13 protein-coding genes are annotated in these 15192 nt (G+C 74.8%); 6 read left to right on the forward strand and 7 right to left on the reverse strand.

Going from position 1 to position 15192, the window contains the following annotated elements; genetic code table 11:
* From E1300_RS31350 to E1300_RS31360, 3 genes are all read left to right on the forward strand, one after another.
* Positions 1–1373: Pls/PosA family non-ribosomal peptide synthetase (locus tag E1300_RS31350; protein WP_370785305.1), on the forward strand; the 1373-nt coding region annotated here is incomplete at its 5' end.
* Positions 1374–1404: 31 nt separating this feature from the next.
* The gene (locus E1300_RS31355) at positions 1405–2709 is read left to right on the forward strand and encodes a M1 family metallopeptidase (protein WP_131760719.1); all 1305 of its coding nucleotides are present in this window, start codon (positions 1405–1407) and stop codon (positions 2707–2709) included.
* A 123-nt stretch (positions 2710–2832) separates the two neighbouring features.
* Positions 2833–4857, forward strand: coding sequence for a HelD family protein (locus E1300_RS31360; RefSeq protein ID WP_131760720.1), 2025 nt, complete (start codon positions 2833–2835; stop codon positions 4855–4857).
* Positions 4858–4932: 75 nt separating this feature from the next.
* On the opposite strand, the gene E1300_RS31365 is transcribed toward E1300_RS31360, so the two are convergent.
* Positions 4933–6051: a cupin domain-containing protein gene (locus E1300_RS31365; RefSeq protein WP_131760721.1), complete on the reverse strand. Its 1119-nt coding sequence runs from the start codon at positions 6049–6051 to the stop codon at positions 4933–4935.
* 114 nt (positions 6052–6165) lie between these two features.
* On the opposite strand from E1300_RS31365, the gene E1300_RS31370 reads away from it, so the two are divergent.
* Both E1300_RS31370 and E1300_RS31375 read left to right on the forward strand, forming a co-directional pair.
* Positions 6166–6969 (forward strand): HpcH/HpaI aldolase family protein, encoded by an 804-nt coding sequence (locus E1300_RS31370; protein WP_131760722.1) that lies wholly within the window; start codon positions 6166–6168, stop codon positions 6967–6969.
* A gap of 35 nt (positions 6970–7004) precedes the next feature.
* The gene (locus E1300_RS31375; protein ID WP_131760723.1) at positions 7005–7994 is read left to right on the forward strand and encodes a LacI family DNA-binding transcriptional regulator; all 990 of its coding nucleotides are present in this window, start codon (positions 7005–7007) and stop codon (positions 7992–7994) included.
* Positions 7995–8005: 11 nt separating this feature from the next.
* Here E1300_RS31375 and E1300_RS31380 read toward each other — a convergent pair whose 3' ends face one another.
* The 3 genes from E1300_RS31380 to hisD are packed head-to-tail and all read right to left on the reverse strand — an operon-like array spanning position 8006 to position 10861.
* A complete protein-coding gene (locus E1300_RS31380; RefSeq protein WP_131760724.1) occupies positions 8006–8719 on the reverse strand; it encodes an alpha/beta fold hydrolase in 714 nt (237 codons plus the stop codon).
* Complete coding sequence (locus tag E1300_RS31385; protein WP_131760725.1) at positions 8716–9540, reverse strand: SDR family NAD(P)-dependent oxidoreductase; 825 nt, start codon at positions 9538–9540, stop codon at positions 8716–8718. The genes E1300_RS31380 and E1300_RS31385 overlap by 4 nt, the downstream gene beginning before the upstream one ends.
* A complete protein-coding gene (hisD, locus tag E1300_RS31390) occupies positions 9533–10861 on the reverse strand; it encodes a histidinol dehydrogenase (protein WP_131760726.1) in 1329 nt (442 codons plus the stop codon). Before hisD ends, E1300_RS31385 begins: the two co-directional genes overlap by 8 nt.
* A 145-nt stretch (positions 10862–11006) precedes the next feature.
* Between hisD and E1300_RS31395 the strand changes: the two genes are divergently transcribed.
* Positions 11007–11969, forward strand: coding sequence for a LysR family transcriptional regulator (locus tag E1300_RS31395; protein ID WP_131760727.1), 963 nt, complete (start codon positions 11007–11009; stop codon positions 11967–11969).
* Positions 11970–12101: 132 nt separating this feature from the next.
* On the opposite strand, the gene E1300_RS31400 is transcribed toward E1300_RS31395, so the two are convergent.
* Genes E1300_RS31400 through E1300_RS31410 form a run of 3 tightly spaced genes read right to left on the reverse strand, consistent with a single transcriptional unit; the run spans position 12102 to position 15190 of the window.
* Complete coding sequence (locus tag E1300_RS31400; RefSeq protein WP_165503072.1) at positions 12102–12935, reverse strand: nitrilase-related carbon-nitrogen hydrolase; 834 nt, start codon at positions 12933–12935, stop codon at positions 12102–12104.
* A 42-nt stretch (positions 12936–12977) separates the two neighbouring features.
* Positions 12978–14216, reverse strand: coding sequence for an ester cyclase (locus tag E1300_RS31405; RefSeq protein ID WP_207400060.1), 1239 nt, complete (start codon positions 14214–14216; stop codon positions 12978–12980).
* Positions 14213–15190 (reverse strand): ABC transporter substrate-binding protein, encoded by a 978-nt coding sequence (locus E1300_RS31410; protein ID WP_131760728.1) that lies wholly within the window; start codon positions 15188–15190, stop codon positions 14213–14215. The genes E1300_RS31405 and E1300_RS31410 overlap by 4 nt, the downstream gene beginning before the upstream one ends.
* Between the last annotated feature and the right edge of the window lie 2 nt (positions 15191–15192).

A 15192-nucleotide genomic window follows, 5' to 3' on the forward strand; every position in this document is an offset into this window, starting at 1 on the left:
CTACCGCGATCGCGCTCGGCCTGCTCCCGGCGGTCGCGGCGCTGCCGGGCCTCGCCGTCCTCGCCGCCTTCCTGCGCGGCACCCGGACGCTCGGCGAGGCGCTGCCCGCCGCGCTCCTCGCCGTCCCCCTCGCCACCGCCACCGGCATGGCGTCGTTCGCCGCGCTCACCCTGGCGTGCGTGCGGCTCCTCGGCCTCGGCCTGCGCGAGGGCGAGCACCCCGTGCACGGCGCACAGGCGTGGCGCGCGTGGGCGTCGAGCCGCCTCATGGGCATGGCGCGGGTCTGGCTGTTCCCCCTGTACGCGAGCATCCTGACGCCCGCGTGGCTGCGCGCCCTCGGCATGCGGGTCGGCCGGGACGTGGAGGCGTCCACCGTCCTCGCGCTGCCCGCCATGACCTCCGTCGCGGACGGGGCGTTCCTCGCCGACGACACGATGGTCGCCCCCTACGAGCTCGGCGGCGGCCGGATGCGGGTCGCGCGGGCCCGCATCGGCAAGCGCGCGTTCCTCGGCAACTCCGGGATGACCGGGCCCGGCCGCAAGGTCCCGAAGGGCGGCCTGATCGGCGTGCTGTCCGCGGCGCCGAAGAAGGCGAAGGCGGGCGCGTCCTACCTCGGGATGCCGCCGGTGCGGTTGCGCCGCACCGCCGACACCGCCGACCAGTCCCGCACCTACCGGCCGCCGCGGCGGCTCAAGGCGGCGCGCGCGGCCGTCGAGGCGTGCCGGATCGTCCCGGCGGCGTGCACCGTCGCCGTCGGCGTCCTCACCGCCGCCGCCCTCGAAGCGCTCGCCGCCCGGTACGGGTTCGGCGCCGCCGCGCTGCTGTCCGGCCTCGTCCTCGCCGCGGCCGGTGTGCTCGCCGCCGCCGTCGCGACCGCCGCCAAGTGGGCGCTCGTCGGCCGGATCGCCGCGGGCAGCCGGGAGCTGTGGAGCGCGTTCGTCTGGCGCAACGAGCTCGCCGACAACTTCGTCGAGGTCCTCGCCGCGCCGTGGTTCGCCGAGCCGTGGCTCGGCACCGCCCCGCTGAACCTGTGGCTGCGCTCGCTCGGCGCCCGGATCGGCCGCGGCGTCTGGTGCGCCACCTACTGGCTGCCCGAGGCCGACCTCGTGCGGCTCGGCGACGGCGCGTGCGTCAACCAGGGCTGCGTGCTCCAGACCCACCTGTTCCACGACCGGATCATGAGGGTGGACGCGGTCGTCCTCGGGCCCGGCGCGACGCTAGGCTCGAACGGGGTGGTCCTGCCCGCGGCCTCGGTCGGGGCGGGCACCACGGTCGGACCCGCGTCCCTGGTCATGCGCGGCGAGCAGCTGCCCGCCGGCACCCGGTGGCTCGGCAACCCGATCGCGGCGTGGGCCCCCGAGACGACCGAATGACCCGGAGGACCCGACCGTTCGTGGACACCGCATGAAGGCGCTCGCCCGCCGCCAGGAGACCCGCTACTTCCCCGACCACGGCGAGGACGGGTACGAGATCGGCCACTACGACCTCGACCTGGACTACCGGGTCGGGCCGAACCGCCTCACCGGCACCGCGCGGCTGTCGGCGACGGCCGCCGCGCGGCTCGACCGGTTCGTCCTCGACCTCGGGTCCTTCCGCATCGGCAAGGTGCTGGTGGACGGGGCGCCGGCGCGGTTCCGGCACCGCCGCGGCAAGCTGACCGTGCTCCCGGCGCGGCCGGTGGAGGGGGACGCCGCGTTCACCGTCGAGGTCCGCTACACCGGCAACCCGTCCCCGGTGTCCAGCCACTGGGGCGGGGTCGGCTGGGAGCAGCTCACCGACGGGGCGATCGTCGCGGGGCAGCCGACCGGCGCGCCGTCCTGGTTCCCCTGCAACGACCGGCCGGACGCCAAGGCCCGCTACCGGATCGCCGTGACCACCGCGTCCGCGTACGAGGCCGTCGCGAACGGGCGCCTCACCGGGAAGCGGCGCACCGGCGCCACCACCACCTGGGTGTACGAGCAGGACGAGCCGATGGCCAGCTACCTCGCGAGCGTGCAGATCGGCCGCTACCGGCACGCCGAGGTGGACGGGCCCGTCCCGCAGCACCTGTACTTCCCGCAGGCGGCGGAGGACGAGGTCCGGCACGACTTCGGGCGGCAGGGGGAGATGCTCGCCGCGTTCTCCGACCTGTTCGGCCCGTACCCGTTCGGCGCCTACACGGTCGTGGTCGCCGACGACGAGCTGGAGATCCCCGTCGAGGCCCAGGGCATGTCGATCTTCGGGACGAACCACGCGGACGGGCGGCGCGGGAGCGAGCGGCTCGTCGCGCACGAGCTGGCGCACCAGTGGTTCGGCAACAGCCTCACCCTCGGCCGCTGGAACGACATCTGGCTGCACGAGGGCTTCGCCAGCCACGCCGAGTGGATCTGGTCGGAGGTCTCCGGCGGCGAGGCCGCGGACGCGCACGCCCGGCGCTGGCACGGCCGCCTCGCCGAGCGTCCGCAGGACCTCGTCTTGGCCGACCCGGGGCCGCGCAACATCTTCGACGACCGCATTTACAAGCGCGGCGCGCTCGCGCTGCACGCGCTGCGGCGCACGGTCGGCGACGACGCGTTCTTCCGGACGCTGCGCGAGTGGACGTCCGAGCACCGGCACGGCACGGTCACCACCGCCGCCTTCACCGCGCTCGCCTCCCGCGTCGCGGGCCGTCCCCTCGACGACCTGTTCACGGACTGGCTCTACACGGCCGCCCTGCCGCGCCTGCCGTAGGCGGACGCTGGAACGCTCCGGCCGCAGCCCGCACGGAAAACACCGTGCGGGCCTGAAGGCCTGTCGGTAAGGTTGTGGGTTTCGCCTCTTCGCCCGCCCCCTCGCCTCAGGAGGTCCGTTCGCATGCCCGCCGAACCGCCGACCCTCGCCGCCGAGCGCGCCCACCTGGCCGAGTCCCGCGCCGCGCTGCGCCGGATGCGCGAGCACGCCGCGGGACTGTCCGCCGACGTCGCGGCCGACTGGGTGTCCAGGCAGTTCCTGGAGTCGCTGCTCGACGAGCGCGTCGCGGCGCTCGCCGACCAGCCCGACACCCCGCTGTTCTTCGGGCGCATGGACCGCGACGCCGCGAGCGCCGCCGGCCCCGCGGGAGAGGGGGAGGAGGGCCTGCCCGCGGTCATGTACGTCGGACGGCGCCACGTCCACGACGGCGACGAGGGCCGCCCGCTCGTCCTCGACTGGCGCGCCCCGGTGTCGCGCGCCTTCTACCAGGCGGGACCGGCCGACCCGATGGGCTGGCGGCTGCGGCGCCGGTTCGGGTTCCAGGGCGGCGAGCTGACCGCGTTCGAGGACGAGCCGCTCGACGGCGGCCCGCTCGGCCCGTCCCGGATCCTGACCGAGGAGATCGAGCGGCCGCGCACCGGCCCGATGCGCGACATCGTCGCGACGATCCAGCCCGAGCAGGACGTGATCGTCCGCGCCGAGCCGGCCCGGACCGTCTGCGTGCAGGGCGCCCCCGGCACCGGCAAGACCGCCGTCGGGCTGCACCGCGCCGCCTACCTGCTGTTCACCCACCGGGAGCGGCTGTCGCGCTCCGGCGTGCTCATCGTCGGGCCGAACCGCGCGTTCCTCGCCTACATCGCGGCGGTGCTGCCCGCGCTCGGCGAGGTCAGGGTCGAGCAGGCGACGGTCGACGACCTGCTCGGCGCCCCCACCGGGGCGGAGCCGGCGGAGGTCTCGGCCGCCAAGGGCGACGCGCGGATGGCGGACGTCCTGCGCAAGGCCCTGTGGCTGCACGTCCGCAAGCCGGAGGACGGGCTCGTCGTCACCCGCGGCGCGGCCCGCTACCGGCTCGCCGGGCACGAGGTCCGCGAGATCGCCGCGGGCCTGCGCGGGACGACCCGCTACGCCAGCGGGCGCGCCGCGTTCGCGCAGCGGCTCGCGCACCGGATCCTGGTGCTGATGGAGCAGCGCGGCGAGGCCCCCGACGACCGGGTGCAGGACCAGGTCGCCCGGAGCCGGCCGGTCAAGCAGGTCCTCGACCAGGTGTGGCCGAAGGTGACCCCGGAGCAGGTCCTGTACCGGCTGCTGTCGGACGCCGGCTTCCTCCGCGCCGCCGCCAAGGGCGTCCTCACCGAGGACGAGCAGGCGGCGATCCGCTGGGAGAAGCCCGCCCGGTCGCACCGCTCGGCCCGGTGGACGGCCGCCGACCGCGCGCTCCTCGACGAGCTGGCCGACCTGATGACGCGCACGGCGTCCCTCGGCCACCTCGTCGTGGACGAGGCGCAGGACCTGTCCGCCATGCAGCTCCGGGCGCTCGGCCGCCGCTGCGCGACGGGCTCCGCGACCGTCCTCGGCGACCTCGCGCAGGGCACGACCGCGTGGTCGGCCCGCTCCTGGAAGGAGGTGCTCGCGCACCTCGGCCAGGACGGGGAGGTCACCGAGCTGACCCTCGGCTTCCGCGTGCCCGGCACCGTCCTCGACTACGCCGCCCGGCTGCTCCCGCACGTCGCGCCGGAGCTGGAGCGCCCGCGCTCGCTGCGCCCCGGCGCCGGGGCCCTGGACGTGCGGCGCGTGCCCGCACTGCTCCCGGCCGCCGTCGCGGCGGTGCGCGCCGCGCTGGAGCGGGCGGGGTCCATCGGCCTCATCGTGCCGGACGCCGACGCGGACGCCCACGCGGCGGCGCTGGCGGACGCCGGGATCGCGCACGGCGTGCTCGGTCCCGAGTCCGACGGCACGGGACGCGTCCTCGTCGTCCCGGCGACGCTCGCGAAGGGTCTGGAGTACGACCACGTCGTCGTCGCCGAGCCCGCGGCGATCGCGGCCGCGGAGGCGCGCGGCCTGGCCCGCCTCTACGTCGTGCTGACCCGCGCGGTCACGTCGCTGACCGTCGTCCACGAGGCGGACCTGCCCGCCGAGCTCGCCCCCTGATCCTGCCCTCCGGGCGGGAGCCCTGGGGGTCTGGGGGTCCACCTCCAGGGGGTGTACCGCCCGTCACCGCCCGCCTCAGGCGTCGAGGAGGGCGGCGTCGGCGGCGTAGCCGTTCGCGTCGATCACCGTGCCGCGCTCGGCGGCCCGGGCGACGACGGCCTGGTCCCACCGGATGCGCGTCCGGCCCTCGCCCCCGGTGATCACGACGGCCTCGCCCGTCCCGTCGCCGACGCTCTCGAAGCGGCGCCACGCCCCGGGCGGGACCGACAGGGTGTCGTAGGGGCCGAGCTCCGCGGACACCGGGTCCTCCCGGTTCAGCGTGACCCGCCAGCGGCCGCCGGTGACGATCAGCACCTGCGGCTCGTCCACCGCGTGGGTCGACACGCCGCGGCCCGCGGACGCGCGCAGCCGGGCGAGGCTGAACCCGTGGGGGTCGGCGAGGTTGGGGTGCTGGTCGCGGTCCTCGGTGATCCCGTAGCCGACGATGGCGGCGAGCTCGGCGCCGCCGGTGTCCAGCGCGGAGTCCAGGAACGGCGCGGCGGACCAGCGCAGGTCGGATGGGCGCGCCAGCCGCGCGCGCATCTCCTCCACGCCGACCTTGCGGAGCGTCCCGAGCTGGGCCTCGGTCAGGGGCCGCTTCAGCTCGACGCCCTTGGGGTACTCGCCCGGCGCGGTCTCGATGAGGCGGTTGTCCGCGGTCAGGTGCAGGCCGTGCTCGGCGGCCCTCTCCAGGACGGACGGCGCCCAGATGAGGCCGCCGGAGCGGTCCCGTCCGAGGGCGGTGAACAGGAACGCGTCGTCGGTCCCCACGCTGGTGAACCCGCGGAAGACCCACGTCGGGATCGAGATGACGTCGCCCGGCCGGACGGTCACCTCGCCGTCGTCGCCGCGCACGCCCCAGCGGAACAGCCACTCGCCCGCCATGCAGACGAAGACCTCGGCGGTGAAGTGCAGGTGCAGGTTGTTGGTGACGCCGGCCGGCATCGCGGCCGCGCCGAGGTTGAAGCCGTGCGGCGCGGTGACCGGGACGGCCTGCTCGGCGTTCTCGGAGACGCCCGGCCCGATCAGCGGATAGTTGATCTTGTTTTCGGAGCCCGGGATCCTCGTGTCGATGAAGGCGGCGGTGTCGGCGGCGAGGTCCTTGCGCAGGATCGTCCGGGAGGCGAGCTCGGCTGCGGTGACCTGGACGGTCATGGGAGATCCCTTCTATGCAAACGTATGCGTGCAGAGCCCACTCTCACAGTGCCGATCAGTGCTGTCAACAGCGTGCTAACGTATGCACGAACCTCGTCGAGGAAGGCGGAGCGCATGCGCGACAACCGGCTCAGGGCCCTGTTCGCCGCGGGGGAGCCCGTGGTCAACGCGTGGGTGTCGGCCGACAGCCCCTACCTCGCCGAGACGCTCTCGTACGCCGGGTACGACTCGGTGACCGTGGACCTCCAGCACGGGATGTTCGGGATGGACGGCGCCGTCCGCCTCCTCCAGGCCGTGTCGGCCGGACCCGCCGTCCCGCTCGCCCGGACCCCGGCGCTCGACGCCGCCGTGATCGGCAAGCTGCTGGACGCGGGCGCGTACGGGATCATCTGCCCTGCCGTGGACGACGCCGCCCAGGCCGCGCGGTTCGTCGCGATGTGCCGGTATCCGCCGGCCGGCGTGCGCAGCTACGGCCCGGCCCGCGCCAACCTCGGGCTGGTCCCCGGCTACGTCGAGCAGGCCGACGCGCAGGTCATGACCTGGGCGATGGTCGAGTCGCGGCCCGCTCTCGCCGACCTGGAGGCGATCGTCGCCACCCCGGGGCTGGACGGCGTCTTCGTCGGCCCGAACGATCTCGCTCTCGCGCTCGGCGCCGAGCCGGGGCTGGCCGTCCCGCCGCCGGAGGTCGAGGCCGCGATGGTCCGGATCGCCGAGGCCGCGCACGTGGCGGGCGTCCTCGCGGGGGCCTTCGCCTCCGGTCCGGCCGCCGCCCGGCGGCTCGTCGAGCAGGGCTACGATTTCGTGACCCCGGGCACCGACATGGCCATCCTGCGGCGGGCCGCCGCGGAGGGCGTCGCGGCCGTGCGCGGCACGGGGGGAGGTACGGCGGGGGAGTCGGCGGCGTCCGGTGGCTACTGACCCGCCGGGTGCCTGACACCGGAGGGGGCGGACGGATGCGAGTGACGAGCCTGGACGTGGCGCGCGCCGCCGGGGTGTCGCAGTCCACGGTGTCGCGGGCGCTGCGCGGCCATCCGAGCATCCCGGCCGAGACCGCGCGCCGCGTGCAGGAGGCGGCGGCGCGGCTGCGCTACGTTCCGAGCGACCGGGCGCGCGACCTGTCCACGCGGAGCAGCCGCCGTGTCGCGATGGTGGTCGACCTCGACAACCCGCTGTGGTCGCTGCTGGTCGGGCGGCTGTGCGACGAGCTGGACCGGCGGCACTACCGGCTCTCCCTGATCGCCGAGCACGGCGACCCCGACGACATCGAGTCGCACCTGCTCGGCGGATCGGTGGACGGCGTGATCGTCTCGACCGCGTCCCGGGGCTCGCGGCTGCCGGGCGTCCTGCGCGAGCGCGGCGTCCCGGCGGTGCTGCTGCACCGCTACGCCGAGGACGTGCCGCTCGACGCCTGCGTCGCCGACGACCGGCTCGGGGCCCGGCTCGGCACCCGGATCCTGCTGGACGCCGGGCACCGCGAGATCGGCGCGCTGCTCGGCCCGCGCGCCGCCAGCACCGGCCGCGAGCGGGAGGACGGCTTCCGCGCCGCGCTCGACGACGCCGGGATCGCCGCCGATCCGGCGTGGATCCGGCACGGCGGCTTCGACTTCGAGCACGGGCGCTCGGCGGTGGCGGCCATGGCGGCCGAGCGGCGCCTCCCGCGGGCGCTGTTCTGCGCGAACGACATGATCGCCCTGGGGGCGATGAACGGCGCGCACGAGCTCGGGCTGCGCGTCCCGGGCGATCTGGCCCTCGTGGGCTTCGACGACCTTGAGCAGGCGTCCTGGCCGCTGGTCGGGCTGACCACGCTGCGCGTCCCGTTCGAGGACATGCTGCGCAGCGCGGTCGACCGGCTCCTGGCGAGGATCGCGGGGGACGACGGAGGCCCGCGCCGCGTCGTCCACCCCGTCGAACCCGTCCTGCGCACCTCCCACAAGCGCCTCTGAACGCGCGCGGCTCACTCCTTGAGCCAGTCGCGGAGGTGGGCGGCGACCTCGGTGGGACGTTCGAGGGGCGACATGTGCCCGCAGTCCCGGATGAACTCGTGCCGTGCCTGCGGGATGCGCTCCGCGATGTCCCGCTGGAGCTCCGGCGGGCTCACGTCGTCCAGGTCACCGCTGAGCACGAGGACCGGGACGCTGATCGCGGCCAGCGACGGGCGGCCGTCGATGCGCGACTCCTGCGCGCGGAGCTGCCGGAGCAGGCCGTCCGGCCCGACGGTCGCGGCCATGCGCTCGTTGCGCCCGACCAGGTCGGGGTCGTCTCTGCGGGCGCTGGGCAGCGTGGCCCTTGCCAGCTCGGCGGCGACCGCCGCGAACCGCCCGTCCCGGACCCGTTCGGCGAGGCGGGCCCAGCCGGCGCGCTGCGCGGGCGTGCCGGCACCGGCGCTGGTGTTGAGCAGCGCCAGCCGGGTGACCCGCTCGGGCGACCTCCGCATGATCTCCAGGGCGACGATGCCGCCGAGCGAGTGACCGGCCAGCGCGAACCGCGCGGGAGCCGCGGCGAGCACCCGGGCGGCGATCCCGCCGATCGAGTCGTCGAGGTCGATGCGGGGGCGCACGACGGGCCCGGCCGGTCCGAGCGCGGCGAGCACGCCGTCCCAGACCGTGGCGTCGCCGAGCATGCCGCTCAGCAGGACGAGCGGTTCGCCGGATCCGGCCGGCTCCGTCACCGCGCCACCATCCCGGCGGACAGGTCGATGTCGGCGCAGTGCAGCCCCGACATCATCAGCATGGCCACCACCGCGCGCCCGACCTCGTCCTCCTCCAGGAGGCGGCCGAGCGCGGCGCGGGAGGCGAACGCCGCCTCGGCCTCCCGCTCGGTGATGCCGAGGCGGGCGGCCTCCAACCGGAAGTTGCGCTCCATCCGGGGGCCGCGGACGGGGCCGGGCGACAGCGAGTTGACCCGGATCCCGAGCGGGCCCACCTCCGCGCCGAGCGTGGTGGTGAGGCCGATGACCGCCATCTTGGACGCGGTGTAGGGGGTGCGCAGCGCCAGCGGGCGCTTGCCGCTCACCGACGCGATGTTGATGATGTCGCCGGAGCCGTGCCTCAGCAGGGCGGGGATCAGTGCGCGGCAGACGAGGTAGGTGCCGCGCACGTTGGCGGCGAACACCGCGTCCCACTCGTCCGGCTCGACCTCGGTGAGCGGCTTGACGGGCCCGGCGACGCCCGCGCAGTTGACCACGATGGACAGGTCCTCGCCGGCGATCGCCTCCGCCAGGGACGCCACCGAATCGGGGTCGGCGACGTCTGCCTCGACGGCTCGGCCCTCGGCGCCCTGTCCGGCCAGCAGCCGGGCCGTCTCCTCCAGGTTCGCGCGCGTCCGCCCTGCGAGGACGACCCGGACTCCGGCGCCGCCGAGGGCCAGGGCGATGGCGCGGCCGAGGCCGTTCCCAGCGCCGGTGACCAGAGCCGTCCTGCCGCGGACGCCGTCCAGCGGGCCGCCGGGCGCGCCACCGGGCACGCCGTCAGGCAGCGGCTCGTCAGGCATCGGCCCGCGCCTCCTCGAACGCGTGGTCGCTCCACGGCAGCGTCCCGCCCCGGTACTTGGCGGCGCGGACGTCGCCGGAGCGGGCGTGCCCCTCGAACAGCTCCACCCGGGCGGCGCGGCCGCACACCTCGCCGAGCCGCGCGCTGGACTCCGGGTCGGTCACCTCCTGGTAGGTGACGGTCTTGAGGTACTTGCCGACCCAGAGGCCGCCGGTGAAGCGGGCGCTGCCCCGGGTGGGCAGGACGTGGTTGGTGCCGATCACCTTGTCGCCGTACGACACGCAGGTGCCCTCGCCGAGGAACAGCGCGCCGTAGTCGCGCATCTTCTCCAGGGCCTGCCGCGGCTCGCGGGTGAGCACCTGGACGTGCTCGGAGGCGAACGTGTCGGCGACGGCGAACGCCTCGTCCAGGTCGTCCACCACGAGGACCTGGCCGTGGTCGCGCCAGGCCGGGGCGGCGAAGTCGCGGGTCGGCATGTCGCCGAGGAGCCGCTCGACGTGCGCCATCGCCCGGCGCGCGACCTGCTCGCTGGTGGTGACCAGCACGGCGGGGGAGTCGGGGCCGTGCTCGGCCTGGCTCAGCAGGTCCACGGCCACGACGAACGGGTCGGCGGCGTCGTCGGCGACCACCAGGATCTCGGTGGGGCCGGCGAGCAGGTCGATGCCGACCTCGCCGAAGAGCTGCCGCTTCGCCTCGGCGACGTAGGCGTTGCCCGGTCCGGCGATCATGTCCACACGCTCCATGGACTCGGTGCCGATCGCGAGCGCCGCCATCGCCTGGACGCCGCCGAGCAGGTGGATCTCGTCCGCCCCGGCGAGGTGCATCGCGGCGACCGTGGCGGCGGGGACCTCGCCGCGGATCGGCGGCGTGCACGCCACCACCCGGGACACCCCGGCGACCTTCGCGGTCACGATCGTCATGTGCGCGGACGCGGTGAGCGGGTACCGGCCGCCGGGGACGTAGGCGCCGGCCGCGCGGACCGGGACGCTGCGCTGGCCGAGCCGGACGCCCGGCAGCGTCTCGACCTCGAAGTCGGTGAGGGAGGCGCGCTGCCGCTCGGCGAACGTCCGGACCTGCTCCTGGACCCACTCGATGTCCTCGATGACCTGCTTCGGCACCCCGGCGACGATCTCCTCGACCTGGCCGGCGGACAGCCGGAAGGAGGCGGGGGTCCAGCCGTCGAAGCGGGCGGAGTACTCGCGGACCGCGGCGTCGCCGCGGGCGCGGACGTCGTCGAGGATCCCGCGGACCGTCGCCGCGACGCGGCCGTTGTCGGCGGCGATCCGGTCGGAGGCGACGGCCTCCTTGAGATGGGTGATCATTTCGTCCTTCGGGCGTTTCGGAGGTGGGGGACGGGAGGGACTCGTCCGCGGGCGCCCGGCGGGTCATGCGTCCCAAGGACAGGCTAGGCAGCCGGAAAGAACAGGACTAGACCGACTTATCCCGCATTTGCCATAGGGTCGCCCTGTGACCCTGAACCAGCTCCGCGCGTTCCTCCTCACCGTCCGGACGGGCTCCTTCACCGCCGCCGCCGGGGAGCTGAGGATGGCGCAGGCGTCGGTGTCGGAGCTCATCCGCCGGATGGAGGAGGAGTTCGGGATGCCGCTGTTCATCCGCGGCGGGCGCCGGCTCGTCCTGACGTCGGCCGGCGCGGAGCTGCTGCCGTTCGCCGAGCAGGCCGTGTCCTCGGTGGACGAGGCGGGCGCGGCGCTGCGGTCCATCGGCTCCCTGGACGGGGGCGTGGTGACGTTCGGGCTGCTGCGCAACGCGTCCTTCTACCTGCTGCCCGACCTCGCGCAGCAGTTCCGCGAGGCGTACCCGAACGTCCGGCTCCGGCTCGTCGGGCAGAACTCCAGCGACGTCGCCGCGGCCGTGTCGAAGGGCGAGCTGGAGGCGGGCCTGGTCGTCCTGCCGGTGGACGACGCGGGCCTGCGGGTGACGCCGCTGATCCGCGACGAGGTGTTCTACGCCAGCGCCGACCCCGAGCGGCTCGCGGCACCCATGACGATCCGGCGGATGGCGGAGGCCGACCTGGTCATGTACGACGCCCGGTACGGCTGGTCCGACCCGACCCGCCGGCAGATCGCCGAGCGGGCCCAGCTGGAGGGGCTGCGGATCGAGCCGATCATCGAGGTGGAGCACGTCGAGGCGGCGCTCGCGCTGGTCGCCCGCGGGGTCGGCGACACGATCATCTCCCGGGCCGTCGCCGACAGCCCGTTCTGCCCGCCCGAGGTCGGGACGGTCCCGTTCACCGAGCCGCTGTACGACACCATCGCGTTCATCCAGCGGACGTCGTCGGTCCTGTCGCCGGGCGCGCGGGAACTGGCGCGGCGCGCGCGCAGCACGCTGCTGGCCGGGATCACCGACCCGTCGCAGCGCGTCTACCCGGCCACCGGCGGGACGTCCCGGCGCCGCCCCGGCGTGAGCTGACCGCCCCGCGGCCGCGAGCTCCTTACGGCGCCGGGACCTGCCTGCGGCGCCGGGACCTGCCTGCGGCGCCGGGACCTGCCTGCGGCGCTGGGACGGGCGGCGGTGCCGGGACGGGCCTGCGGCGGTCTGCCGTCAGCGGTCCGTGAGCGGTCCGTACAGCTCGGGACGCCGGTCGGCGAGGACGTCGGCCAGCTCGGTGAGCCGTTTGCCGCGGGCGTCGCCGAGGCGGAGGTCGGCCGTCGCGCGGCCGCCCTCGTCCCGCGTGCTCGCGCGGATCCAGCCGTCGGTGTCGATGAGCGCGGTGCCCCGCGTCCACCGCTCCCCGCGCTCGGTGCCGGAGCGGTCGCAGCAGGCGACGAAGACGCGGCTCGCGCGGGCGGCGGCCATCGCGGCGACCACCTCGGGCGGGTGCTCGCCGTCCGGGCGCGGCACCACGGGCCAGTTGGTCGGCACCGCGACGAGGTCGGCGCCCCGCAGCGCGAGCGAGCGGGGCATCTCGGGGAACTCCAGGTCGTAGCAGATGAGGATCCCGACCCGGCCGTACGGGGTGGCGATCACGGGCGGATCCGCGCGGCCCGGGGTGAAGAACTCCTTCTCCCGGTCCCACAGGTGGGTCTTGCGGTAGACGGCGCGCGTCCCGGACCCGTCCAGCGCGATCGCGCTGTTGTACAGGCGCCCGTCCTCGCCCAGCTCGCAGAACCCGGCGATGACCAGCGCCTCGCCGCGCGCCGCGTCGTCCGCCCAGGCCGCGAGCCGCGGGTCGCCAGCCGCGACCGCCGCCGCACGCGCCTCGTCCGCGGTGGCGAAGAGGTAGCCCGAGGTCGCCAGCTCGGGCAGCACGACGATCCGCGCGCCGTCCGCGACGGCGGCGCGGACCGCCGCGCGGGCGCGCTCGATGTTGCCGGCCAGGTCGCCGAGGACGGGCGCGAGCTGCACGCAGGCCACCCGCGTCACGGTCGGTTCCATCTCACATGCCCCTTTCCCGGGACGGCGCCCGGGCCGCCCGGTTCAGAGCAGCGCCGCAGCCTCGTCCCGTAGGAGCTGCGCCATCACGTCGAACTCGTTGAACAGCGCCCACTCCTCGACGATCTCGCCGTGCCGGACGTAGAGCTGCGACAGCCCCCAGATGTGGACCTGGCGGCCGGTCGGAGCGCCGTACAGCGAGTAGCCCTTGTGGGTGCCCGCACCGCCCCAGCGGACGCTGATCCGGTAGCCCTCGTCCGGGTTGCCCATCCAGTAGACCTCGTCCACGTGGACGCCCAGGTCCGGGAACGTGGACAGCAGGGCGCGCGCCATCGCCTTGACCTGCTGCCTGCCGTAGCCCTGCCGGTTGGTCGCGCCGTACCAGCGGACGTTCGGCGCGTAGAACCGCTCGATCGTGCTCAGGTCGCGGCGGTTGTAGGTGTTGTGGAAGAGGGCGCGGACCCACTCCTCGACGTCGAACCGGCCGGTGGGGGCGGGCTCGGGGACGGCGACCGGCTTCCGCCCGCCCTGGAGCCGCTCCACCTCGGCCTGCTCGCGCTCGGTGTAGGGCCGCAGCGCGCCGGCGTTGCCGAACTCGCGGGCGCAGGCCGCCACGTCCAGGCCGAGCTGCTGGAGCTTGGCCGCGGTGTTGTAGAGGACCCACTCCTCGTGGATCTCGTTGTCCCTGACGACGCAGTTGGCGATGACCCAGGTGTTGAGGCGGCGGCGCGTCGGCGGGCCCCAGCGCCAGTGCCCGGTGTGGTCGCCGATGTTGAGGGCGCGGTGGGAGGTGACGAAGCCCTGCTCGTCGTCGCCCGCCCAGATCACCTCGTCGGCGTAGTGCCGCATGTTCGGGAACGCCGCGATGGCCTGGACCGTTCCGGCGACCATGTCCTCGATGCCGTGCCGGGGGCCGCTGTCGTCGAACACCCGGCAGCCCGGCGCGTAGGTGTCGTAGATGTAGCCGATGTCCTGGTCTTCCCAGATGCGGTGGGTGATCCGGACGATGTAGTCGACGATGTCGGTGTACTGGTCCTCGAAGCCGCGCAGCGACTGCTTGCGCCGGCTGTAGTCGCCGTCCGGGAGGGTGGCGCCGCGGCCCTCCGCGAGGGCGATCGAGAACTCCGCCGGCATGACGCGCCCGGTGGAGGACACCTGCGGCGCGTACCGCGGCGCGGCGGCCCCCTCACCGCGCGCCGCCCTCTCGGCGTCCCGCGGCGCGGTGTCCTTCTCCTCGGCGCGCGTCCCACCGCGCGGTCCTTCGGGCTCCTTGGCTTCCGTCACGCGTTGCACTCTTTCTTGTACACGTACTTCTGGACCTCCGGCGTGGCCAGGTTCGCCGGGGTCGCGAAGACCAGGTCGCTGTTCTGGTCGCGCGGGACGCTCTTGCCCGCCACCGCGTCCAGCGCCGACTGCACGCCGATCTGCCCCTCCTGGTAGGGGTGCTGGACGATGGTGCCGGCCATCTGCCCGTTCTTCAGCGCCGTCTCGATCGGGCCGGAGATGTCGAACCCGATGAGCTTGACCTTCCCGGTCCTGCCCGACTCCCGCAGACCGGTGACGGCTCCCTCGGAGTTGGTCGTCGACATCGTGTAGACGCCGGTCAGCCGCGGGTTCGAGGAGCTGGCGCTCGACGCGATCGAGGCCGCCTTGGCCGTCTCATTCTTGCTGTATTGCGTGCCGAGGTACTTCAGCCCGGGGTACTTCTTCAGCTCGTCGGTGAAGCCCTTGGCGCGCGCCTCGCCGAGCGGGTTGCCGGGGTCGTTGTTCAGCCCCATGACCTCGCCCTTGCCGCCGGTGGCCTTCGCCATCTCCTGCGCGGCGAGCGCGCCGCCCTTGAGGTTGTTGGCGATGATGTTCGTGGTCATGATCGAGCGGTCGTCCACGTCGCCGTCCACGCCGATGATCTTGATGCCGGCGGCCTTGGCGAGCTTGAGCGGCGGGATCAGCGCCTTGGAGTCGGCCACCGAGATCATGATCGCGTCGGGCTTGTCGGCCACCAGCGCGTTGACGATCGCCGACTGCTTGGCGGGGTCGAACTCCGGCGGCCCCTGGACGTCCAGCTTCGCGCCGGTCTCCTTGGCCTTGGCCTTCGCGCCGCACGCGACGGAGTTGTAGAAGGGGATGCCGGTCACGGCCGGGACGTAGACGATCCGCTTCTGCCCGGAGGACGAGCCGTCCCCGGAGCCGCAGGCGGTGAGGGCCGTGGCGGCCAGGCCGGCCGCCGCGGCCAGCCGGATGGCGGTGCCGTGTCTCATGA

Origin of the sequence: Actinomadura fibrosa, from assembly GCF_900659615.1 — a bacterium.
Taxonomy (GTDB): Bacteria; Actinomycetota; Actinomycetes; order Streptosporangiales; family Streptosporangiaceae; genus Spirillospora; species Spirillospora fibrosa.